Below are 20,411 nucleotides of genomic sequence, written 5' to 3' on the forward strand. Positions count from 1 at the left end.
GCCGGTGCAGCCCAGCCGGAGTGCCGAGAAGCCGGCCGGGTGGGCGCGGGCCGGCGCGGCCGGGACGCTGGGGTCAGCTCAGGTAGTCCTTGGCTATGCGGGTCGCCAGCTCCTCCAGGATCGGGCCCGCCTCCGCGATGCAGCGGGCGACGTCCGGCTCGACGGACGTCAGGGGGTACGCCCGTTCGATGCCGGCCCGCAGCAGCGCCTCCTCCGGCAGGGCGAGCCGGCCGCACACCGCCACCACCGTCCGGCCCGCGGCCCGCGCCGCCGCGGCGACCCCCGCCGGCGCCTTCCCGTGCAGGGTCTGCTCGTCGAGCGAGCCCTCGCCGGTGATCACCAGTGACGCCCGCTCCAGGGCGGGTGCGAAGCCCAGCACGTCCAGCATGACCTCGATGCCGGGCCGGAAACGGGCGCCCAGGAGCAGCGCGCCGAAGCCGATGCCGCCCGCCGCCCCCGCGCCCGGTGCCGCGGCGTACTCCGCCGCCCGTGGCCCGGCCTCCGCCTCCAGCACCGCGGCGAAGTGGGCGAGGGCCGCGTCCAGGGCCGCCACGTCGTCCGGCGTGGCCCCCTTCTGCGGGCCGTACACCGCCGGCGCGCCCTTCGGCCCGGTCAGCGGATTGTCGACATCGCTGGCCAGCACCAGTTCGACCGAGGCCAGCCGGGGATCGAGGCCGGAGAGGTCGGCGCGGGCCAGGCCGGCCAGGCCGCCGCCGCCCGGCGGCACCGGTTCCCCGTCCTCGGTCAGGAACCGGGCGCCCAGCGCGGACAGCATCCCCGCGCCGCCGTCCGTCGTGGCGCTGCCGCCGACGCCGAACACGATCGTGCGCGCGCCCGCGTCCAGCGCGGCCCGCAGCAGTTCCCCGGATCCGTACGTCGAGGCGGTCAGCGGCGCGAACACACCCGCCGGGAGGCGCTGGAGCCCGCTCGCCTCGGCCATCTCCACGACCGCGGTGCCCTCGCGCAGCGCGAAGGCGGCCGTCACCTCCTGGCCGAGCGGCCCGGCGACCCGCACCTCGCGCCGTTCGAAACCGGCCGCGACGGCCGCGTCCACGGTCCCGTCGCCGCCGTCGGCCACGGGCAGCGACTCGGCCCACAGGTCCGGCGCGACCCGGCGCAGCCCGGCCGTCACCCGCTCGGCGACCTGCACGGCCGTCAGCGAGCCCTTGAACTTGTCCGCGGCGATGAGCACCCGACGGTGCTCGTTCCCTGCAACGTCCGCCACCTTGTCCTCCCCTTGCTCTCCGGGCCCCGCGCATGTCGGGGCCAGTCGCGCCGCTGCGACCATAACCGCAGGACACCTCCGCCGTCATGCCCCGCCCGAAGCGTGGGAAGGCCGCCGCGCGCCGGCCCGGCAAAGTGGGTACACGCCTGTCATGAGCACCCAGCGCACCGGACCCGGCCTCGCCGACCGCATCCACGGCGGCTGGCTCGGCCGGATCGCCGGCAACATGCTCGGCAAGCCGGTGGAGCAGGGCGAGGTGTGGACCCGCGACCGCATCGACCGCTATCTGCGCCGTGCCGCGGCCCTGCCGCTGACCGACTACCTCCCCGAGCCCGCCGACCCGGCCGAGGCCGCCGACCTGCGCCCGGAGTGGCGCCTGTGTGTGCGCGGCCGGATCCACGGCAGCTCCCGGGACGACGACATCGACTACGCGATCCTCGGCCTGCACCTGCTGGAGACCCACGGTTTCGCCTTCAGCACCGAGCAGGTGGGCGACCTGTGGCTGCTCAGGCTGCCGTACCTCCAGACGTTCACGGCTGAGCGGGCGGCCTACCGCAACCTCGCGAACGGGCTGAAGCCGCCGCTGACGGCGACGTACGACAACCCGTACCAGGAGTGGATCGGCGCGCTGATCCGCGCCGACGTGTACGGCTGGACCTGTCCGGGCGATCCCGTCCGGGCCGCCGGCCTGGCCCGCCGGGACGCGGTGCTGTCGCACACCGGCAACGGGGTGTACGGCGCGATGTTCGCGGCGGCGCTGATCGCGGCGGCCTTCACCGCCCCGGCCGTGCGGGGCGCGCTGGACAGCGCGCTCGCCGTGATCCCCGCGAGCAGCCGCCTCGCCCGGACCGTGCGGCGGGTCGCGGCCCTGCACGAGACCCGGCTGCCCTGGGAGGAGACGGTGGCCACGGTGGCCACGGAGACCGCCGGGCTCGGCTGGATCCACACCGTCCCCAACGCGGCCGTCCTGACCGCCGGGCTGCTGTACGGTGACGGCGACTTCACCCGGACCATCGCCCTCACCGTGCGCGGCGGCCTGGACACCGACTCCAACGGGGCGACGGCCGGTTCGGTGGCCGGCGTGTTCACCGGGGCGGACGCCATTCCGGCGCCGTGGCGGGATCCGCTGGAGGACACGGTCCGTAGCGCGGTGTTCGGCTTCGACGGCGTACGGATCAGTGCGCTGGCCGAGCGTACCCTGCGCCTGGCGGCGGACGCGACATAGCCGGCCCGCGGCTGGTTACCCTTCCTGGATGACCACGACTCCTGACTTCGCCACGTACATCGCGAGCCTGCCCCGGATCATCGCCGGTGCCGCCGCGCTCTTCCGGGACGCCGAGGGCCGGGTGCTGCTCGTCGAACCCAACTACCGTGAGGGCTGGGCGCTTCCGGGCGGGACCATCGAGTCCGACGACGGGGAGACCCCGCGGCGGGGCGCGCGCCGGGAGACGCTGGAGGAGATCGGGCTCGACCGGGAACTCGGCCGGCTGCTCGCGGTGGACTGGGTGCGCGGCGTGGGCCGGCCGCCGCTGGTGGCCTACCTGTACGACGGCGGTGTGCTCACCGAGACCGACCTGAAGGCCATCCGCCTCCAGGAGGAGGAGCTGCTGTCCTGGCGGCTGGTCGCGCGCGACGACCTCACCACGTATCTGCCCGGCGCGCTCGGCCGCCGGGTGCTGGCCGCCCTGGACGTGCTCGCGGACGGCTCCGGCACGGCGGAACTGGAGAACGGCCAGCGCGTGTCGTGACCGCCGGGCCGGCACCCCGATATCCGTTCGCGGCGGGCCGGCGGTCCGGCCTACGCTCGGCCGCATGACCAAGCCGCTCGTCGCCGTGTTCAGTGGGGCCGGTGTCTCCACCGACTCCGGGATCCCGGACTACCGCGGGCCGAACGGCCTGTGGCGCCGGGATCCCGAGGCCGAGAAGCTCGTGACGTACGAGTACTACATGGGGGATCCGGAGATCCGGCGGCGGTCGTGGCAGATGCGGCGCACGAACCGTGCGCTGCGGGCCGAGCCGAACGCGGCCCACCGGGCGGTGGTCGAGCTGGAGCGGTCCGGCATCCCGGTGCGGGTGATCACGCAGAACGTCGACGGTCTGCACCAGCAGGCCGGGATGCCCGCCCGCAAGGTGCTCGAACTGCACGGCAGTGCGCACGGTGTCCTGTGTACCCGGTGCGGTGCGCGCGGCCCCATGGAGGACGCGATCGCGCGGGTGGAGGCGGGCGAGGACGACCCGCCCTGTCTGCGCTGCGGCGGCATCCTGAGATCGGCGACCGTGATGTTCGGCGAGCACCTCGATCCGGTCGTGCTGGGCGACGCGGTCGCGATCAGCAAGGCCTGCGACGTCTTCGTCGCCGTCGGCACCAGCCTCCAGGTCCACCCCGCGGCGGGTCTCGCGGATGTCGCCGCCGACCACGGGGCCCGGCTGATCATCGTCAACGCGGAACCGACGCCGTACGACGAGCTGGCCGACGAGGTGATCCGCGAACCGATCGGGACGGCCCTCCCCCGGCTCCTGCGGCTGCTCGGCAGCGGCAGCGGTGGGCGCGGGGGCACTTCGGCCGGCTCCTGACGGACCGGCTTCTGAGGGACCGGCTCTTGAGGGACCCGCTTCTGAGGGACCCCGTGGCCGCGCCGCTCAGAAAAGTGCGCTGCCGCGTTCGAAATCCAGCAGGCGCCGCTTGCGGTCCAGGCCGCCGCCGTACCCGGTGAGGCTGCCGTCGGAACCGACCACCCGGTGGCAGGGGACGATGATGCCGACGGGGTTGCGGCCGTTGGCGAGGCCGACGGCGCGGGAGGCCCGGGGATTGCCGAGGAGGTCGGCGAGTTCGCCGTACGTGCGGGTCTCCCCGTACGGGATGCGGGCCAACTGCTGCCAGACGCTGCGCTGGAACGGCGTTCCGTGCAGCCCGAGCCGGACGGTGAATCCGGTCGACTCGCCCGCGAAGTACGCGCCAGTTGCTCCCGGGCCTCGGCGAAGACGGGCAGGGTGTCGTCGCGCGGCCCGAAGGAATCCTCGCCGGGGCGGTGCCGTTGGCCGGCCATGTACAGGCCGCACAGGGCGCCGTCGCCGTCGGCGACCAGGGTGAGCGGCCCGTAGGGGCTGTCGGTCACGGTGTGGTGGTTCATCGGGTTCCTTCAGGCCGGGAGGAAGTTGATCGGGTGGGTGTCGGTCGCCCACAGGTACTGCACCGCGTACGCCCGCCAGGGCCGCCAGCCCGCCGCGCGGGCGGTGAGCGCGGCCGGGGTGGACGGCAGGCCCAGGTCCTTCGCGGCGCGGCGGATGCCGAGGTCGGTGGGGAGGAAGGCGTCGGGGTCGCCGAGCGCGCGCATCGCGATGATGTCCACCGTCCACGGCCCGAAGCCGGGCAGCGCGAGGAGCCGGGCGCGCGCCTCGGCCCAGTCGGTCTCCACTCCCAAGTGAAGCGTACCGTCCGCGAGTTGGCGGACGAGGGTGGTGAAGGTGGTGCGCCGGGTGCGGGGCATCGCCAGGGACTCGGGGTCGACGGCGGCCAGTGCCTCCGGGGTCGGGAAGAGGTGGGTGAGCCCGCCCTCCGGGTCGTCCAGGGGCTTGCCGTGCGCGGTGACCAGGCGGGCCGCGTGGGTGCGGGCGGCCGCGGTGGACACCTGCTGCCCGAGCACGGCGCGGACGGCGAACTCGGCCTCGTCGACCGTGCGCGGCACCCGGCGGCCGGGGCCGCGGTCGACCAGGGGGGCGAGCAGCGGATCGGCGCGCAGCCGGTCGTCGACGGCGACCGGGTCGGCGTCCAGGTCGAGCATGCGGCGGCAGCGGCTGATGGCCACGGTCAGGTCGCGCAGGTCGCTGAGGGTGAGACGGCAGGCGATGTGGTCGGGTCGCGGGGCGAGGGCCACGATGCCGTGCCCGTACGGCAGCCGGAGCGTGCGCCGGTAGGCGCCGTCCCGCCACTCCTCGACCCCGGGTACGGCGGTGGCGGCGAGGTGGCCGAAGAGGTTGGACGGGTTGAGGGGGGCGCGGAACGGCAGCCGCAGGGTGAGCACGCCCGGGGTGCCCGCGCCGCTGCGGGGCGCCCGGGCCCGCAGCTCGCTCGGGGACAGGGCGAAGACCTCGCGGACGGTGTCGTTGAAGGCGCGGACGGAGGAGAAGCCGGCCGCGAAGGCGATCTCCGCCATGGGCAGCGGGGTGGTCTCGATGAGCAGGCGTGCGGTCTGGGCGCGCTGGGCCCGGGCGAGGGCCAGGGGGCCGGCGCCCAGCTCGGCGAGCAGTTGCCGCTCCACCTGCCGGGTGCTGTAGCCGAGCCGGGCGGCGAGTCCGGGGACGCCCTCGCGGTCCACGACGCCGTCGTCGATCAGCCGCATGGCGCGGGCCACCAGGTCAGCGCGCTGGTTCCATTCCGGGGAGCCGGGGCTGGTGTCGGGGCGGCAGCGTTTGCAGGCCCGGAACCCCGCTTGCTGGCAGGCCGCGGCGCTCGGATGGAAGGTCATGTTCTCCGGCTTGGGCGGCACGGCCGGGCAACTGGGCCGGCAGTAGATCCGCGTGGTCAGGACGGCGGTGAAGAACCAGCCGTCGAACCGCGCGTCCTTCGACCGCACGGCCTGCACGCACTGCTCCCGGTCGAGATGCATCCCTGTCTGCATGCGTCCAGCATGGGCCACCGGACACCCCGGCCGCTGGCAGAAATCCGACACGTACGTCTGCCTGGCCAGGGACCCGGCCGACCACCCCGAGCACCCGGGCCCGCGTCGCCGCTGCGTCCGGAGGGCGCTCCCGTACCGCGGACCCACTGCGTCCGGAAGGCGCTGCCCGTGCCGCTGGCCCACTGGGGCGGAGCGGCGTCAGACGGCTCGCTCCCGGCGGAACCGGGTGATCCACTCGGCGGTGGTGCGCAGGCCGCCGAAGGTGTAGAAGTGCACCTTCACCACGCCGTGCCGCTCGGGGTCGTACCGGTCGGCCAGTGCGCGCAGGAAGCGGTCCGGGCCGGCCGTCCCCACGAGGTTGGTCAGCGAGAAGCCGTACTTGCGGGCCACGGAGGCGCTGGTGCCGACGCCGAACCGGGTGGCGTAACCCAGCAGCCGGCGCACGCCGGCGGGGCCGGGGACACCGATACGGACGGGCAGGTGCACGCCGCGCGCGCGGAGTTCCTCCAGCCAGGTGAGGACCGGGTCGACGTCGAAGCCGAACTGGGTGATGACGTCGCCCGTGAACCGGTGGGCGTCGATGGCCGCCGCCTTCCGGGTGAGCGCCGTCCACAGGACCGGGCCGGGTATCCCGGGGTGGCCCTCCGGGTAGCCGGTGATCCCGACGTGCCGGACGCCGTGCTGCCGGAGCGGCCCGGTGCGCAGGACGGCGAGGGCGTCCTCGTAGGGACCCTCCGGCCGGGCGGGGTCGCCGCCGACGACGAACACGTTCTCGGCGGTGCCGTCGGCCGCCAGTCCGGCGAGGAACTCCTCCAGGGCGGGCCGGGAGGGCAGGCGCCGCGCGGAGATGTGCGGTACGGGTACGAACCCGAGCCGTCCGACCGCGCGGGCGGCGGCCAGCCGGGTGACGGTGTCCTCACCGGCGAGGAAGGTGATGTTGATCCGGGTGCCCGGCGGGATGGCGTCGCGTGCCTCCTCCAGCCCGGGCGTGTCCTTGCCGGTCATCTCCAGGGAGAAGTCGTCCAGCAGGGAGGCGCCGGTGCCCGTCCCCGGGTTCCCGGTGCCGTGCGGGCAGGGGGCACCGCCCTCGGACGGGGCGGTGACGGCGGGGTTCATCGTGCTCCTCGTACGGCGTGGTCCTGGCCCGGGCCGATGATGCCACGCGGTCCGCCGCAACCGCCGTCCAGGGTGCCCGGGTCAGGCGGCGGCCGCTTCCTGCCGGGAGGCCAGGGCCCAGATCACGAAGACGTCGAGCGCCATCAAGATCACCGACCACAGGGGCGCGTACGGCAGGAACATGAACTGGGCGATGAGGCTGAGCGCGGCCAGGAACAGGCCGGCGAAGCGGGCCCAGGTCATGTCCTTGAGCAGGCCGATGCCGGTGCCGAGGACGAGGACGCCGAGGATGATGTGGATCGTGCCCCAGCCGCTGAGCGTCATCTTGTAGACGTAGTCGCCGATGCGGACGTAGATGTGGTCCTTGGTGACCGCGGCGATCCCCTGGAGGAGGGCGAGGATGCCGCTGCACACCATGAGGACTCCCGCGAACGTGACGCCGCCGGTCACCCAGCCGCCGCCCCGGTCCCCCGACCCGCGCGACGACCGCGAGCCGCCCGTGGGACCCGGTCCGGTGGGCTGCGCTGCCTGGCTCATGAGCGTGTCCTTTCTGCCTCCCCGCCCGTCCGGTGCCCGCGCGCTCGCGGGGAGCACGCGGGCACTCCGAGCGTTGGCCAGACGGCCTCCGGACGCATCAGGGGCGACGCCGTTCGGGTGAGCGGCCGTCGCGCCGTACGGTTACGGGGCTGCGGCCGGCGGGGCGGAGCCCGCCCACGCCGGCCGCGCCGGTGGCTTCAGGAGTGCTCGGGGTCCGGCGTCGGAACGTGACGTCCGAGCAGGCGTAGAACGCGTTGCCGGTGTCCGCGATGGTCCACACGCCGAGGATGACGTGGTGGCCGCTCAGCCCGGTCGGCAGGGTGCCGCTGTGGCTGAGGGTGGCCGGCGGCTGCTTGCCGCCGTAGGGCGCGTGCCGCGCCTCGAACTGCCGGCGGAAGGTGTGGCTCTCGCCGCCGGAGCACAGTCGCCCGTCGGCCGGTCCGTCCGCCGGGAAGCCCTTGGGGCCCTCGACGCTCTGCGGCTCCCACTGGATCTCGCCGCAGCCCTTCACGGCGCCGTCGGCGCAGAGCAGCCGCCTGCTGATGGGGAGGTCGGTGAGCTGAACCGTGGTGCATGTGCTGGTCTAGACCAAGCCTCGGGCCAGGGCGGTTACTTGAACATGTCCACACCGATCAGGGGGTGGCTTCCGGCCGTCCGGCGCGGACCGTCACCGCGGCGGGAGACACGTGGGGCCCGGCCGTCACCGGCCGGGCCCCACGAACTCGGGATGGCGTACGCGTAATGCCGCGACGCCCGCGTCTACCAGCGGTACCAACGACCCTTACGGCCACCGCTGTCCGCGGACCGGACAACGAAGCCCAGCAGCCAGACGATCAGGACGATCACCGCGATCCACCACAGCGCCTTCAGTGCGAAACCCGCGCCGAAGAGGATCAGAGCCAGAAGAAGAACCAGAAGCAGGGGAACCATTGTTATCAACCTCCTGGCCATCGCATGCCCTTACTTCAGTCCTACAAGCGCACGGAACATGAGTTATTTCTTCACGTCAGCGGGCATACTCGCGCGTCGTGCGCTGTTCCCGCTCTCCCGCGCCTCACGCGTCACAGCTAGGGAACCGTCAACTCCGTCGGCGTGCGGGGTGGGGCGGAGCAGTTCCCGGGCCGAGCATCCGGAATCGGGGTCCTCGACCAGACACAAGTCGAGACCCTGTGCCCCGTGACGGCGTCGGGGCAGGAGGTACCTCCCGGCATGGCCCTGCGCGGCCCGGTCCCCGCCATGCGGGTGGACAGGGCAACAGGCGGCGGTCTATCCGGCCAGTTGCCGGGCGAACGCCTCGTACGCGCGCTCGTCGAAGAGGACGAACCGCACCTCCTCGACGCCGGTCGGCGTGTTCCGCACCGTCTCCGTCGCGATGCGGGCCGCGTCGTCCATCGGCCACCCGTACACGCCCGTGGAGATCGCCGGGAACGCGACCGTCCGGGCGCCCAGTTCGTCGGCGACCCGGAGGGACTCCCGGTAGCACGAGGCGAGCAGTGCGGGACCGTCGTCCGAGGCCCCGTACACCGGGCCGACGGTGTGGATCACCCAGCGGGCGTCGAGTTCGCCCGCCGTGGTGGCGACCGCCCGGCCCGTGGGCAGGCCCCTGCCGTACCGGGAGGCGCGCAGCGCGCGGCACTCCGCCAGGATCGCGGGACCGCCGCGCCGGTGGACGGCGCCGTCCACGCCCCCGCCGCCGAGGAGCGAGGAGTTGGCGGCGTTGACGAGGGCGTCGGCGCGCTGGCGGGTGAGGTCGCCCCGGACGAGGGTGAGACGGGTCATGTCTGCCTCAGCCTGCGCCAGACGGCCTTGGCGGCGTTGTGTCCCGACATGCCGTGGACGCCGGGCCCCGGCGGGGTGGCCGAGGAGCAGATGAAGACGGCCGGATGGGGGGTGTGGTAAGGGAACAGGGACAGCCGGGGGCGAAGCAGCAACTGGAGTCCGGAGGCCGCGCCGCAGGCGATGTCGCCGCCGACGTAGTTGGCGTTGTGGGCGGCCATCTCGGCGGGACCGGCGGTGGCGCGGGCGAGCACGCGGTCACGGAAGCCGGGGGCGAAACGCTCCAGTTGCCGTTCCAGGGCGTCGGTGAGGTCGCCGGACCAGCCGTTCGGCACATGGCCGTAGGCCCAGAAGACGTGCTTGCCCTCGGGGGCGCGGGTGGGGTCGACGACGCTGGGCTGCACCGTGATCATGAAGGGCCTGTCGGGGGCGCGGCCCTCCCGGGAGGCGGCGCGCAGGGCGGTGCCGATCTCGGCCTGGCTGGCACCGATCTGGACGGTGCCGGCGACGCGGGCCTCGGGCGCGGTCCAGGGCACCGGGCCGTCCAGGGCGTAATCGATCTTGAAAACGCCGGGGCTAGCGGTAGTTCGCGTAGTGGTCGCCGAAGCCGGCGATGCGGGCGAGCGCGGTGGGCGAGGTGTCGAAGACGTAGGCGCGCGCCGGCGGGCAGGTCGTCCAGGCGCTTGACCTCGTAGTCGGTGTGCACCTCGCCGCCGAGGTCCGTCAGATAGGCGGCGAGGGCGTCGGAGATGGCCTGGGAGCCGCCGCGCGGCACCGGCCAGCCGCGGGCGTGGGCGGCGAGCGCGAACACCAGCCCGATGGCGCTGGTGGCCAGCCCGTCGAGCGGCGCCATCACATGGGCGACCAGGCCCGAGAACAGGGCCTTGACCTGTTCGTCCCGGAAGCGGCGCATCAGCCAGGTGGACGGCGGCAGCCCGACCAGGCCGAAGCGGGCCAGGGTGACGGGGTCGCGCGGGAGCGCGGTCAGCGGCAGGGACATGAAGTCCCGTACGAGCGTGTCCCAGTGGGCGAGGAGCGGCTCGACCAGTCTGCGGTACGGGCCCGCGTCGCGCGGGCCGAAGGAGGCGGCCGTCTCGGCCACCGACCGCGACAGCACGGACGCGGTGCCGTCCGGGAACGGGTGGGCCATGGGCAGCGGGGCGTGCAGCCACTCCAGGCCGTACCGGTCGAGCGGCAGGGCGCGGAACGCCGGGGAGTTGATGCCGAGGGGGTGGGCCGCCGCGCACGGGTCGTGCCGGAAGCCGGGCAGCGTCAGCTCCCCGGTGCGGGCGCCACCGCCCACGGTGGGCCGCGCCTCGAACAGGGCCACGGAGAAGCCCCGGCGGGCCAGCTCCACGGCTGCGGTCAGTCCGTTCGGTCCCGCACCCACCACGACCGCATCGAGCATCGACGGCACCTCCGGACCCCTTCGTCAGCCGACGGGCATTCGCGAGCAGGATATGCCGGGAGCCCGCCCTCCCCCGGGCCGGGTGGCCCCGGACCTCAGGACGCCGCGCCCAGCAGGCCGGCCAGCCGGCGGGCGGTGGCGGCGTCACGGGCGGCGGTGAACGGCAGCACGTTGCCGCCGGTGACACGGAAGGGCTCGCCGGTCAGCGTGACGTGCGTGCCGCCCGCCTCCTCGACCAGGAGCAGGCCCGCCGCGTGGTCCCAGGCGGCCTCCCAGGAGAACGCGACGGCGTCCAGCTCGCCCCGGGCGACCGCGAGGTACTCCAGGCCCGCCGATCCGCACGGGCGCGGTGCGAGGCCGTCGGTCCACAGGGCCCGCAGGGCCCGCTTCTGCTCGTCGGTGGTGAAGTCCGGGTGGGAGACGGCGACGGCGAGGTCCCGGCCGGGCGCGGGCGGGCCCGCGAACAGCCGCTCCCCGTCGAGGAAGGCGCCCCGGCCACGCACGGCGGTGGCGAGCTGGTCGCGCGCCGCCGCGTACGTCCAGGAAGCCATCACGGTGCCGCGGTGGGCGAGGGCGACCAGCGTGCAGAAGCCGTCGTCGCCGTGCACGAACTGGCGGGTGCCGTCGACCGGGTCGACGATCCAGACCGGCGCGTCGCCCTGGAGCGCCTCGTACACCGCGGGGTTGGCGTGCACCGCTTCCTCACCGACCACGACCGAACCGGGCAGCAGGGCGCCCAGGTCGCCGGTGAGCCGCAGCTCGGCGAGGCGGTCGGCGTCCGTCACCAGGTCGTGCGGACCGCTCTTCTGGTCCACCTCGTGCTCGGCGAGGCGGCGGAAGCGGGGCAGGATCTCGGCCGCGGCCGCCTTGCGGACGGCCTCCTCCACGTCGGCCGAGCAGCGGGCGAGAAACTCCTCGATGGTTTCCGTTTCTTCGATCATGCCTCCATGAGAGCACGTCCCACTGACAGTCCCCGCCCCGCGGGTGGACTCCGGGTGGCATCGGGATGAAGGGCACGGAGCGGACGGACGACCCGTACCCGCGTCGGCGGCCGACGGCGTATCCCTGCATGCCGCGCGGGTTCGCCGCCGCCGACAGGATGCCGGTCGCCGGATCCCGGGCCACCGCGCACAGCCGCCCCTCGGACCAGGCGGGGCCGACGGTCGCGTCGTGGCCGCGCCGCCGCGGCTCCTCGATCAGCCCCGGGTCGTGCGGGACTCGACGGTCACGCTCGCCAGTGGGTGGACGACACCATGCCGAACGTGCCGTGCAGGGTGGGCCGGGTGGTGAACGGCGAGCAGGTTACCGAGCGCCGCGGGCGCTCAGGCGGGGCTCGTACGATCTCGCAGCACCGGACGGGACCCGACTTCGAGCGCAAGCGAGCCGCATCCGGCAGGAGAGGAAAGCCGGCAGACAGAAACGATCATTGCGCCCCGCGACTTTCACTCGTCCTCTAGTTTCATCGCATGAGCGAACAGACACTTCTCTCACAGGCCAGGACACTGCACGATCTGATCCCCGGAGAGGCATGGCGGAGCCTGACGGCACTCCCCCATCGGTCCCATACCGCCGGGCAGACCCTGTTGCGGCAGGGAGAAGCCGGGACGCATGTGTTAGCCCTGATCCAGGGCCTGGTGAAAGTGGTCCGCAGGAGCGTGGACGGCCGTGACAAACTGCTGTCCTTCCGTGGCCCGGGGGAAGTGCTGGGCGAAGTGGCGGTACAGGACGGCAATGCCCGGCTCGCCGACGTTCTGACTCTTACGAAGTGCAAAGTCGCTTCGGTTCCGGCAGCAGCGTTCCGAGACCTGGTAAGGCAGTACGACCTCACGGAGACGCTGAACCGCCTCGCACTCAGCCGCCTGCGGGAACAGACCGAGGCGGGCGAAGGGGATCTGGACCAACGGCTCGCGGCGACGCTGCTGCGCCTCATGGCCCTCTCCGGCGGCCATTCCTTCCGCCTCACCCGACTGGAGCTGGCCCAGCACCTCGGTGTGGGGCGAGGGACCGTCAGCGAGGCACTGCGGCGCCTGGAACCGGGCTGTGTGCGGGCCGGCAGGACATCCATCGAGGTCGTTGACGAGCACTGGCTGCTCAGGACACTGCAACGGCGGGCCTCCACCCGCCGCGCGAGTCGCCGTCCCGAGACCAGTGGCCGGGCCGTGCGGTGATCCGCGACGCTCCGCCGAAGTGACGGTCGTCACACTCCATCGGTTCTGGGAGAGCAGAGCGCTCCCCTCTCCTCGGCGAGGCTCATGGGGCCCGCCACCGGCGCCCGCCGTCCGTGCCGAACGGAACCCGTTCCCTCGGCCGGCGGATCCTCGCGGAGGAGACACCATGCACGACGACAGTCCCGAACTGCCCACGACGACCGCGGATCCCCACCATCGCAGCCGCCCGCTTCCCCCGTACCGCGGCATCCTTGCCGTGGACATGAAGGGGTTCACCCGACGCCCGGCCATCGAACACGAGGTGCTCAGCCGGGCGTTGCCCGAGCTGCTCCGGACCTCGCTGGAGCATGCCGGGTTGGCGGACGTGTGGAACGGCCGGCTGTTCCCCGCCACCACCGGCGACGGCTACATCCTGGGGTTCGACCCCACGCTGATGCCTCTGGTGATCCACCCCTGGCTTCACACGCTCCAGGACGTCCTCGCGGAACTCGACGCTCACGCCCTCGGGACGGCCCGGATCAGATTGCGGGTCGGCCTCCACATCGGTCCGCTGCCCGACACCGCGGACGCGTTCGGCGGCAACGGAACGGCCCGTACCGACACGCACCGGCTGCTCGACTCCCGTCCCGTCAGGGCCGTACTGGCCGACCACAGCGAGCACGTTACGTATGTCGCGGCCGTCTTGTCGGACCGCTGCTACACGGACGCGGTCGTCAGCGGGTACGCCGGGCGGCACCCGCACGCGTTCATCGAGGTGCCGGCGACCGTCGACGGCAAGCCGTTCGCCCAGCGGGCCTGGCTGTACGTGCCGGCGCCTTCCGGTCCGCTGCCCGGCCGGACCACTTCCGCGGACCGCGCCCAGGCCCCCGCCGCAGCAAACCCGAGCCGCGCGGTCACCGGCACGCTCCGTGCCGACCGGGGCATCATCAACACCGGCCTCGTCCGCGGCGGGCAGCATCTGACCAACCTCGACCGGTCCGCGCGCCCGGAGCCGGAGGCCGGTCATGACGCCTGAAACCGGACCGGACGACACTTTCGACGCGCTCCCGCCCGAACTCGCCGGTATCCGGGGGACGGTGGTCGTCGCCCCGAACGGGACAGTCAACACCGGCACCGTCCACGGCGACCAGCGCTACGCCATGACGGACTCCCCGGCGCCGGCCGGGACCGGCGTACCCCTGGCGCGCCAGGGGCCGGTCCGGGCCAAGGACCTCCAAGCGGCCCGGCTTCGCTTCGTACGGCCCGCCGGCTACGCCGCCGGTCTCGACGCGCTCGGCTCCGGCGTCCTGTTCGTCACAGGGGCGCCCGGCACCGGCCGGCAGACGCTGGCCCTCAACCTCCTCGCGCACGGCTGCGCCGATGCCGCACTGGTCCAGATCGACGGGGCCGTGAACCTGGCGCACTGGCGGCCGCGGGCCCGCGGAGTGCGCGGCTACCTGGTGATGAACCTGACCGACCCCCTCTCGCTGCGGCCCTGGGACATCTCCCGCCTGGAGGCGCACCTGGAAAAGGCAGGTGCCCGGCTGGTCGTCGTCCTGCGGGAGACGACGGAGCTGGCGCGGGTCCTCGAGGACCGTCTGGACGTGACGGTGCTGCGTCACCGGCCGCCCGACCCGGTGAAGGTCTTCTCGCTCCACTACGCGGACTTGTGCCCGGACGCCGGAGAGCGGGCCCGTCGGCGCGCACGGGTGGGGCCACGGGCCCTCGCCGCACTGCTGCCTTCGGGGCTGCCACCGGGCAGGGCGGTGCGGGTGGCCGAGGCCCTGGCCCTTACCGGGCCGGAGGACCGGATGACCGCCGCCGCGCTGACGGCCCGGCTGGCCGCCGTCGAGGCCGCACGGCTCGTGGCCGAGGCGGAAGGCGATCCCACGCTGCTGGCCCACTTGCTGTCGACCTGCGTCCACCAGGGCCTGGGCCGGGACACGGTCCTCGGCCGGGCCGCGGAGCTGCTCAGCGTGATCCGCGTGCACCACGATCCCGGCTGCCCGCCGCAGGCGACGGCGGACGACGGCGACACCGGCCGGCCGGCTCGCGCCCTTCGGCGGTCCGCCGACGCCTGGGCTTCAGGGAACGAGCCGACCCGCACGTCTGCCGCACAGGACGTCCTGGCGGACATCGGAGCCGGCTGCACGGCCGGTGAGGACGGTGACGGCGGCGGAACCGTCGCCTTTCTGTGGCCCGCCGTGAGCGAAGCCGTCTGGGACGAGGTATGCCGGGAGAGGGCCGAGTGGCTGCCCTTCCTGCACGCCTGGCTCGGCAGGGCCCAGGACGAGGAGCAGACGGAGTGTGCCGGGCGTGCGGTGGCCGCTCTGGCGGCGCGCACGGCCGGACGAAGTCTCGGACTCCTCGCGGACCTCGTCCGCACCGGGCCGGAGACGGCTGCCGAGGTCGTGGGCCTCGCCCTCAACGCGTCGTCCCGCCTCTCCCCGGCCGCCGCCAGGGCGCACGCGCTGCTGGACGAGTGGAGCGGCGCACCCGAACCGGCACTGCGCTCCGCGGTCGTGGCCGCGTGCCGGCCGGACACCGAGGGTCTGCCGGCCGAGGCCGCCATGCGCCTGCTGCGCACGGTGGTGGCCGCCCTGGGCGACGACGACGAGGCCGCGGCCACGGCCCTGCGCGTGTCGGGAACGCTGGTGCACCGGTTCACCACCGGAGCGATGGGGACCAGGGAGGCGGTCGTGCGCGCTCTGGCCGCGTGGTCGGAGACCGAGGACGTGGCAGGACTGCTGGCCACCCTCACATTTCCCGCTCTCGTCGCCGAGGACCACGGCTGGTTCGGCGAGCGGTTGTCCGCCGGCCAGGAGACCGGGCCCCACATCGTCGCCCTCGTCTGCGCTGCCCTGGACGAGGCCGCGGCCTACGGAGCCATGCGCGACGCCCTGCTGACCTGGTGCGCCGGGGCGGTCGGGAGCCCGGAACGCGAACACCAGTTGGACGAGCTGTTCACCCGGCTGGTCGGCAGCCGCCGCCCCGGCTGTCTGCGGCTGCTGCTGTCGATCGAGCGGGCCCCGGACACCACTCCGGGCAAGGCACTCGCCGAGCGGTCCCTCACCGAGTGGCGCGGTGGATCGGGTCCGGCCGCCGACGACCGGCCGGCGTGATCCACCCCCTACACCCCATGGCACTCATGACAGGGAGATCCACGATGACGTTGTCCCCGCACCTCGGCCTCTTCGCCCGCGTGGAGCGGGACCTGGGCAGCCGGGAGCCACTCACCGGGCTCCGGTCGGACGAGGGGTCCGATGCCCCGGCCGCCGGCCTCACCCTGGCCGAGGCACGGCCCGTGCTCTACGACCGCTCGCAGCCGCCCACCGTACGGACCGCGCTGTGGTACCAGGTCGTCGCGCTGTCCCGCGAGGACACGGCCGGAAACGGCTGGCGGCTGGGTGCGGTGTGGCTCGCGCTACCCGGACTGCGCCGCCATGCCTCCACCATCGTCCGACGCTTCGGCACCGACCGGGACGACGTGGAGGCGGAGATGCTCACCGCCTACCTCGAGACACTGCGGACGGTCGAACCGTCCACCCCTGATCCCGGCTCCGTGCTGCTGCGCGCCGCGTGCAGCAGCGCCTGGAACGCCGCCAAACAGGCGCGGCCCGAGAAGACCGTGGAGGACATCCAGAGCACGGTGGACTCCCGCGACGGCCGGGGGGCCCTGTGGCAGGCGGAGTTCGACGGCCCTGACCGGCCGGACGGTCTCGGCGCGACCCTGCGGATCACCGTCCCGGCCGAGCGGGCGGAGGGTGTGCGGATCGGCGCCCTGGCCACGGAATGGGGCCTGGCCGCTTCTGTCTCGGAAGCCTGCGGGGTGCGGCGGGGCCGCAGGATCGGCACGCTGGCCCTGCGCCCCGGGAGCCGCGGATGACCGGACGCCCGCAGACCCCCCTGACCTTCCGGGAGGTCCTCGACCTGCCGGTCAGCGTCGACCTGAGGACGGCGGCCCGCGCCTACGGGATATGCCTGGCCACGGCCTACAAGCTGATCGCCCTCGGCACCTTCCCCTGCGAGACGGTCCGTGTCGGCCACCGTCATCGCGTCCTCACCGCCCATCTGCTGTCCGCGCTGGGCATCGAGGAAAGGCCTGTCTACGCCGACGACCTCGGCGACGGCGTCGCGCTGACCCTCTTCGACTGAGCCACCGCGGGCGGGTGTTCGGCCTTCCCTGCCTCCCGTCCCCGTCTTCTCTCCCCGACTGTTCCGTCTTCGGAGGTACTTCGTCATGCCCACCTGTCTTGTCCTCGGCCCCGCGGCGCTCTTTCACGAGGAGGTCGTGCGCCCGGTGTGTGAGGAACTGGAACTGTCCCTGATCCGCGCCGACCAGCTCGCCGACCCCAGCCCGCTGGGCGAGCTGCTCATCCGTCACCTCGTCGAAGAGGATGTGGTGATCGCCGACCTCACCGGGGGCCATCCGTCCGTGGTCCTCGGTCTCGGTGTCCGGCATGCGGCCGGCCGGCGCGCGGTGCGGCTCGGACAGGCCGGGACGGTGCCGGCGGGTCTCGACTCGCTCCCGGCCCTCGAGTTCCCGCCCCTTCCCCTCGGCCGGGCCGAGGCGCGCGCGCTGTTGCGGGCCGCCCTCGCCGAGGAACTGGATCTGACCACCGCGCCGGCGGCCGACGGGGACGGCGGCCACGTCGTGCACGAGCCGGGCACCGCGGACGGTACACCGGCCGCGCTGGAGGAAAGCGGCCCCGGACTGCTGGAGCTGGCGGTCGCGGCCGAGACCGAGATGGAGGCGATGGCGGAGGACATGGTCATGGTGGAGGCCGCTTTCATGGACCTGGCCGCGATGGGAGAGCTGTGCAGCGAGGACGTGATGCGGGCCAACCTGCCGGGGACTCCCATGAGCAGCCGGCTGGCCGTCATCAACCGGTTCGCCAAGTCCATCGAGGGCCCCGCGGATGAACTGGAAGCGGCGGCCTGGCGCTTGGCCGAGCGGATGGAGTTCACGCTCGGGGCGCTGCGGGCATTCCTGGAGTGGGCGCGCGACACCCCCCGGTCCGAATGGCCGGACTCCGTCGACAGCCTGCTCGACCAGGTGATCGAACAAACCCGGGAGATGCGGGAGGCGGCCACCGGCGTCGAGGATTTCGGGCCCATGCTCATGTGGATCGGCCGGACCAGCAGCCGGCTGCGCAGGCCGAGCCGGAAGATCGCTGCCTCGGTCCGGACACTCCTCGGCATTCTGTCGCCGTTCGAGGAGTGCGAGCGGATGGCGTACGTACTCAAGGAGGCCTGACCTGACCCCCTGAGCGGGGTAGCCGGCCCGGCTCTCCCCGGGCCGGCACGGGCGTACCCGAAGCTCCCCAGGTCGTCCCCGGGCGTTTTTCACGGGTCGGCGCGGCGGGCCAAGGGTGTCGGACAACGGACATAGCGGTACACCGTACGTAGGCTGCCGTGACCGGGTGGGTACGCAGTGCGTCGGCACTTCCGCGTCACAGCCACTCATGTGACACTGTCGTCCCCCGTCCACCCCGCGGGCCCCTCCACACCCCCTCCCCACGAGAAGTGCGCCGTGCGTTCCCTTCCTCTGCCGCTCGCCCTCACCGCGCGTCTGTCGCCGGTCGCGGTACTCGCCTGCGTCGGCTGGGTGCTGACGTCCGGACCGGCCACCCCGCCCGCCGCCGGACACCGGTCGGCCCAGAAGGTGCCCGCCGGTTCCTCCTCCGCGGCGCCCTCGGCCACGGCGGCCCCGAAGACGTACACCGCCGCGCCCGCCCCTTGCGCCAGCGTGCCCGTGGCCACCGTCAAGTCCCTGGTGCCGGGGGTGAGGACGGCCGGCAAGGAGATCCCGTCGACCGACACCGAGCTGCGCCGCACCTGCTCCTGGAACGCGCTCAAGGGCTACGACTACCGCTGGCTCGACGTGTCCTTCGAGATCACCGGTTCGGACCGGGAGGCGCGCGAGGAGTACGAGCAGCGGACCCGCGAGAAGAGCGGCGGCGGGACCGTCCCCGGGCTCGGGGACAGCGGCTACTCGGTGGTGAACCTCACCACCGAGGACAAGCAGCAGACCCGCGAGGGCGTGGTGCTGGCCCGGGCCGCCAACGCGCTCGTCGTCGTCACCTACAACGGCAGCGACTTCGAGACCAAGAAGGCCCCCGCCACGGACGAGATCAACAAGGGGGCCATCAAGGCGGCGAAGGCGGCGGTCGCGGCGCTGGGCAGCGATCGGGGCTGAGCAGCCGTACGCCGGGAACGTCCGGGAGACGAGAGCGAGCGAAGGGGGTCCCGGACCGGCTTGCCGTGCACCGCCTGCGAACCGGACGTGACGAGCACGGGAGGGAAGGCGAGGCGGGGAACAGGGTCCGCGTTGGCGTGGGGGCCGCTGGGCCGCGGCGCGCCGGGGGCGGTCTCCACCCGGCCGTCGGGGAGGGTGACCGGGGTCGGCTGGGCCGGCGGTATGTGCGGGGGGACGGTGTCGGTCGTGGGCCGGCCGATCGGGGAGGAGGGGTCGGGAACGGCCGTGCGGGCACCGGCCCCCTCCCCGGGACGGCGGGGAGGGGGAGAACTGGAGGGGCGGGTCCCGGGGGGCGGTCAGGTGTTGACCGCGGGGATGATGCGGCTGCCGTAGGCGTCGATCGTCGCCTCCTGCGCGTCGTGCATGTCGTACACGGCGAACTGGTCGACACCCAGGGCGCGGAGCGCGGTCAGCTTCTCGATGTGCTTCTCCGCGGGGCCGATCACGCAGAACCGGTCCACGATCTCGTCGGGCACGAACCGGGTGTCCGGGTTGTCGCTGCGCCCGTGGTGGCCGTAGTCGTAGCCCTGCCGGGACTTGATGTAGTCGGTGAGTTCCTCGGGGATCCGGCCGGAGTGCTCGCCGTACCTGGCGACCAGGTCGGCGACGTGGTTGCCGACCATGCCGCCGAACCAGCGGCACTGCTCGCGGGCGTGGGCGAGGGCCCCGGGCGAGTCGTCCTCGGTGACGTAGGCGGGCGCGGCCACGCAGACCGTGACCTCGGCAGGGTCGCGTCCGGCGGCGGTCGCCGCCTCCTGGACGCTCTTCACCATGTATTCGGTCAGGTACAGGTCGGACAGTTGGAGGATGAACCCGTCGGCCTCCTCGCCGGCCATCTTCAGCGCCTTCGGACCGTACGCGGCCATCCAGACCGGCAGTTCGGCTCCCTCCCTGATCCACGGGAACCGGATCTTCGTGCCGCCGAGGTCGGCCTCCTCGCCGCGGCCGAGGGCGCGGATCACCTTCATGGCCGCGCTCAGCCGGGCGAGGGTGTTGGGGGCGCGGCCGGCGACGCGCATCGCGGAGTCGCCGCGGCCGATGCCGCAGACGGTGCGGTTGCCGAACATGTCGTTGAGGGTGGCGAAGGTGGAGGCGGTGACCTCCCAGGCGCGGGTGCCCGGGTTGGTGACCATCGGGCCGACCTTCAGCCTGGAGGTGTTGGCGAGGATCTGACTGTGGATCACGAAGGGCTCCTGCCACAGCACGGCGGAGTCGAACGTCCAGCCGTAGCGGAAGCCGTTGCGTTCGGCCCGCTTCATCAGGCTGATGACGCGGGAGGCCGGCGGGTCGGTCTGAAGGACGAGGCCGAAGTCCATGGGGCCGC

18 protein-coding genes and 4 pseudogenes are annotated in these 20,411 nt (G+C 73.5%); 10 read left to right on the top strand and 12 right to left on the bottom strand.

Features of this window, described 5'->3' with window-relative positions; translation table 11 throughout:
• Positions 1–73 precede the first annotated feature (73 nt).
• Positions 74–1,192 (bottom strand): glycerate kinase family protein, encoded by a 1,119-nt coding sequence (locus D9753_RS06070; RefSeq protein ID WP_121786069.1) that lies wholly within the window; start codon positions 1,190–1,192, stop codon positions 74–76.
• Positions 1,193–1,376: 184 nt separating this feature from the next.
• On the opposite strand from D9753_RS06070, the gene D9753_RS06075 reads away from it, so the two are divergent.
• The 3 genes from D9753_RS06075 to D9753_RS06085 all read left to right on the top strand — a co-directional run bounded on the left by D9753_RS06075 (position 1,377) and on the right by D9753_RS06085 (position 3,799).
• On the top strand, positions 1,377–2,450 hold the full coding sequence (locus D9753_RS06075) for an ADP-ribosylglycohydrolase family protein (RefSeq protein ID WP_121786070.1): 1,074 nt from the start codon (positions 1,377–1,379) through the stop codon (positions 2,448–2,450).
• Between the two features lie 28 nt (positions 2,451–2,478).
• Positions 2,479–2,973: an NUDIX domain-containing protein gene (locus D9753_RS06080; RefSeq protein ID WP_121786071.1), complete on the top strand. Its 495-nt coding sequence runs from the start codon at positions 2,479–2,481 to the stop codon at positions 2,971–2,973.
• A gap of 64 nt (positions 2,974–3,037) precedes the next feature.
• Positions 3,038–3,799: an SIR2 family NAD-dependent protein deacylase gene (locus D9753_RS06085; protein ID WP_121786072.1), complete on the top strand. Its 762-nt coding sequence runs from the start codon at positions 3,038–3,040 to the stop codon at positions 3,797–3,799.
• A 66-nt stretch (positions 3,800–3,865) separates the two neighbouring features.
• Here the strand turns inward: D9753_RS06085 and D9753_RS06090 are convergent.
• The 10 genes and pseudogenes from D9753_RS06090 to D9753_RS39270 all read right to left on the bottom strand — a co-directional run.
• Positions 3,866–4,356: pseudogene (locus tag D9753_RS06090) on the bottom strand (methylated-DNA--[protein]-cysteine S-methyltransferase).
• A 9-nt stretch (positions 4,357–4,365) separates the two neighbouring features.
• On the bottom strand, positions 4,366–5,844 hold the full coding sequence (locus D9753_RS06095; RefSeq protein WP_121786073.1) for an AlkA N-terminal domain-containing protein: 1,479 nt from the start codon (positions 5,842–5,844) through the stop codon (positions 4,366–4,368).
• Between the two features lie 198 nt (positions 5,845–6,042).
• Positions 6,043–6,849, bottom strand: a complete 807-nt coding sequence (locus D9753_RS06100) for a methylenetetrahydrofolate reductase (RefSeq protein WP_121790926.1) — start codon at positions 6,847–6,849, stop codon at positions 6,043–6,045.
• 192 nt (positions 6,850–7,041) lie between these two features.
• Positions 7,042–7,497: a DUF7144 family membrane protein gene (locus tag D9753_RS06105; protein WP_121786074.1), complete on the bottom strand. Its 456-nt coding sequence runs from the start codon at positions 7,495–7,497 to the stop codon at positions 7,042–7,044.
• Positions 7,498–7,720: 223 nt separating this feature from the next.
• Positions 7,721–8,053, bottom strand: a pseudogene (locus D9753_RS06110) (lytic polysaccharide monooxygenase); the annotation flags it as partial.
• 203 nt (positions 8,054–8,256) lie between these two features.
• A complete protein-coding gene (locus D9753_RS06115) occupies positions 8,257–8,427 on the bottom strand; it encodes a hypothetical protein (protein ID WP_037661814.1) in 171 nt (56 codons plus the stop codon).
• Between the two features lie 336 nt (positions 8,428–8,763).
• The gene (locus tag D9753_RS06120; protein WP_121786076.1) at positions 8,764–9,276 is read right to left on the bottom strand and encodes an O-acetyl-ADP-ribose deacetylase; all 513 of its coding nucleotides are present in this window, start codon (positions 9,274–9,276) and stop codon (positions 8,764–8,766) included.
• Positions 9,273–10,681, bottom strand: a pseudogene (locus D9753_RS06125) (phytoene desaturase family protein). The gene D9753_RS06120 and the pseudogene D9753_RS06125 overlap by 4 nt, the downstream one beginning before the upstream one ends.
• Positions 10,682–10,776: 95 nt before the next feature.
• Positions 10,777–11,622 carry an inositol monophosphatase family protein gene (locus D9753_RS06130; protein ID WP_121786077.1) on the bottom strand — a complete coding sequence of 282 codons (846 nt, stop codon included), beginning with the start codon at positions 11,620–11,622 and terminating at the stop codon, positions 10,777–10,779.
• A 106-nt stretch (positions 11,623–11,728) separates the two neighbouring features.
• A pseudogene (locus D9753_RS39270) lies at positions 11,729–11,913 on the bottom strand (gamma-glutamyltransferase family protein); the annotation flags it as partial.
• 234 nt (positions 11,914–12,147) lie between these two features.
• Between D9753_RS39270 and D9753_RS06135 the strand changes: the two are divergent.
• The 7 genes from D9753_RS06135 (at position 12,148) to D9753_RS06165 (ending at position 19,027) form a co-directional block, all read left to right on the top strand.
• The gene (locus D9753_RS06135; protein WP_121786078.1) at positions 12,148–12,849 is read left to right on the top strand and encodes a Crp/Fnr family transcriptional regulator; all 702 of its coding nucleotides are present in this window, start codon (positions 12,148–12,150) and stop codon (positions 12,847–12,849) included.
• A 166-nt stretch (positions 12,850–13,015) separates the two neighbouring features.
• Entirely contained in the window at positions 13,016–13,864 is an 849-nt protein-coding gene (locus D9753_RS06140) for a nucleotidyl cyclase domain-containing protein (protein WP_121786079.1), read from the top strand.
• Positions 13,854–15,950, top strand: coding sequence for a hypothetical protein (locus D9753_RS36405; RefSeq protein WP_163010634.1), 2,097 nt, complete (start codon positions 13,854–13,856; stop codon positions 15,948–15,950). Before D9753_RS06140 ends, D9753_RS36405 begins: the two co-directional genes overlap by 11 nt.
• 44 nt (positions 15,951–15,994) lie before the next feature.
• The gene (locus D9753_RS06150; protein ID WP_121786080.1) at positions 15,995–16,714 is read left to right on the top strand and encodes a hypothetical protein; all 720 of its coding nucleotides are present in this window, start codon (positions 15,995–15,997) and stop codon (positions 16,712–16,714) included.
• Positions 16,711–16,983 (top strand): DNA-binding protein, encoded by a 273-nt coding sequence (locus D9753_RS06155; RefSeq protein WP_121786081.1) that lies wholly within the window; start codon positions 16,711–16,713, stop codon positions 16,981–16,983. The genes D9753_RS06150 and D9753_RS06155 overlap by 4 nt, the downstream gene beginning before the upstream one ends.
• 85 nt (positions 16,984–17,068) lie before the next feature.
• The gene (locus D9753_RS06160) at positions 17,069–18,085 is read left to right on the top strand and encodes a hypothetical protein (protein WP_121786082.1); all 1,017 of its coding nucleotides are present in this window, start codon (positions 17,069–17,071) and stop codon (positions 18,083–18,085) included.
• A gap of 276 nt (positions 18,086–18,361) precedes the next feature.
• On the top strand, positions 18,362–19,027 hold the full coding sequence (locus D9753_RS06165; RefSeq protein ID WP_121786083.1) for a hypothetical protein: 666 nt from the start codon (positions 18,362–18,364) through the stop codon (positions 19,025–19,027).
• Between the two features lie 356 nt (positions 19,028–19,383).
• Here the strand turns inward: D9753_RS06165 and D9753_RS06175 are convergent, their stop codons facing one another.
• Positions 19,384–20,403: a TIGR03842 family LLM class F420-dependent oxidoreductase gene (locus tag D9753_RS06175; protein ID WP_121786085.1), complete on the bottom strand. Its 1,020-nt coding sequence runs from the start codon at positions 20,401–20,403 to the stop codon at positions 19,384–19,386.
• Between the last annotated feature and the right edge of the window lie 8 nt (positions 20,404–20,411).

This window comes from Streptomyces dangxiongensis, assembly GCF_003675325.1.
Taxonomy (GTDB): domain Bacteria; phylum Actinomycetota; class Actinomycetes; order Streptomycetales; family Streptomycetaceae; genus Streptomyces; species Streptomyces dangxiongensis.

Excerpts from the sequence above, each read along its gene's own strand:
- D9753_RS06085 (WP_121786072.1), top strand. The coding sequence starts at position 3,038 with ATGACCAAGCCGCTCGTCGCCGTGTTCAGTGGGGCCGGTGTCTCCACC.
- D9753_RS06155 (WP_121786081.1), top strand. The coding sequence starts at position 16,711 with ATGACCGGACGCCCGCAGACCCCCCTGACCTTCCGGGAGGTCCTCGAC.
- D9753_RS06150 (WP_121786080.1), top strand. The coding sequence starts at position 15,995 with ATGACGTTGTCCCCGCACCTCGGCCTCTTCGCCCGCGTGGAGCGGGAC.
- D9753_RS36405 (WP_163010634.1), top strand. The coding sequence starts at position 13,854 with ATGACGCCTGAAACCGGACCGGACGACACTTTCGACGCGCTCCCGCCC.
- D9753_RS06120 (WP_121786076.1), bottom strand. The coding sequence starts at position 9,276 with ATGACCCGTCTCACCCTCGTCCGGGGCGACCTCACCCGCCAGCGCGCC.
- D9753_RS06095 (WP_121786073.1), bottom strand. The coding sequence starts at position 5,844 with ATGCAGACAGGGATGCATCTCGACCGGGAGCAGTGCGTGCAGGCCGTG.
- D9753_RS06105 (WP_121786074.1), bottom strand. The coding sequence starts at position 7,497 with ATGAGCCAGGCAGCGCAGCCCACCGGACCGGGTCCCACGGGCGGCTCG.
- D9753_RS06130 (WP_121786077.1), bottom strand. The coding sequence starts at position 11,622 with ATGATCGAAGAAACGGAAACCATCGAGGAGTTTCTCGCCCGCTGCTCG.
- D9753_RS06135 (WP_121786078.1), top strand. The coding sequence starts at position 12,148 with ATGAGCGAACAGACACTTCTCTCACAGGCCAGGACACTGCACGATCTG.
- D9753_RS06175 (WP_121786085.1), bottom strand. The coding sequence starts at position 20,403 with ATGGACTTCGGCCTCGTCCTTCAGACCGACCCGCCGGCCTCCCGCGTC.
- D9753_RS06140 (WP_121786079.1), top strand. The coding sequence starts at position 13,016 with ATGCACGACGACAGTCCCGAACTGCCCACGACGACCGCGGATCCCCAC.
- D9753_RS06080 (WP_121786071.1), top strand. The coding sequence starts at position 2,479 with ATGACCACGACTCCTGACTTCGCCACGTACATCGCGAGCCTGCCCCGG.
- D9753_RS06100 (WP_121790926.1), bottom strand. The coding sequence starts at position 6,849 with ATGACCGGCAAGGACACGCCCGGGCTGGAGGAGGCACGCGACGCCATC.
- D9753_RS06160 (WP_121786082.1), top strand. The coding sequence starts at position 17,069 with ATGCCCACCTGTCTTGTCCTCGGCCCCGCGGCGCTCTTTCACGAGGAG.
- D9753_RS06115 (WP_037661814.1), bottom strand. The coding sequence starts at position 8,427 with ATGGTTCCCCTGCTTCTGGTTCTTCTTCTGGCTCTGATCCTCTTCGGC.
- D9753_RS06075 (WP_121786070.1), top strand. The coding sequence starts at position 1,377 with ATGAGCACCCAGCGCACCGGACCCGGCCTCGCCGACCGCATCCACGGC.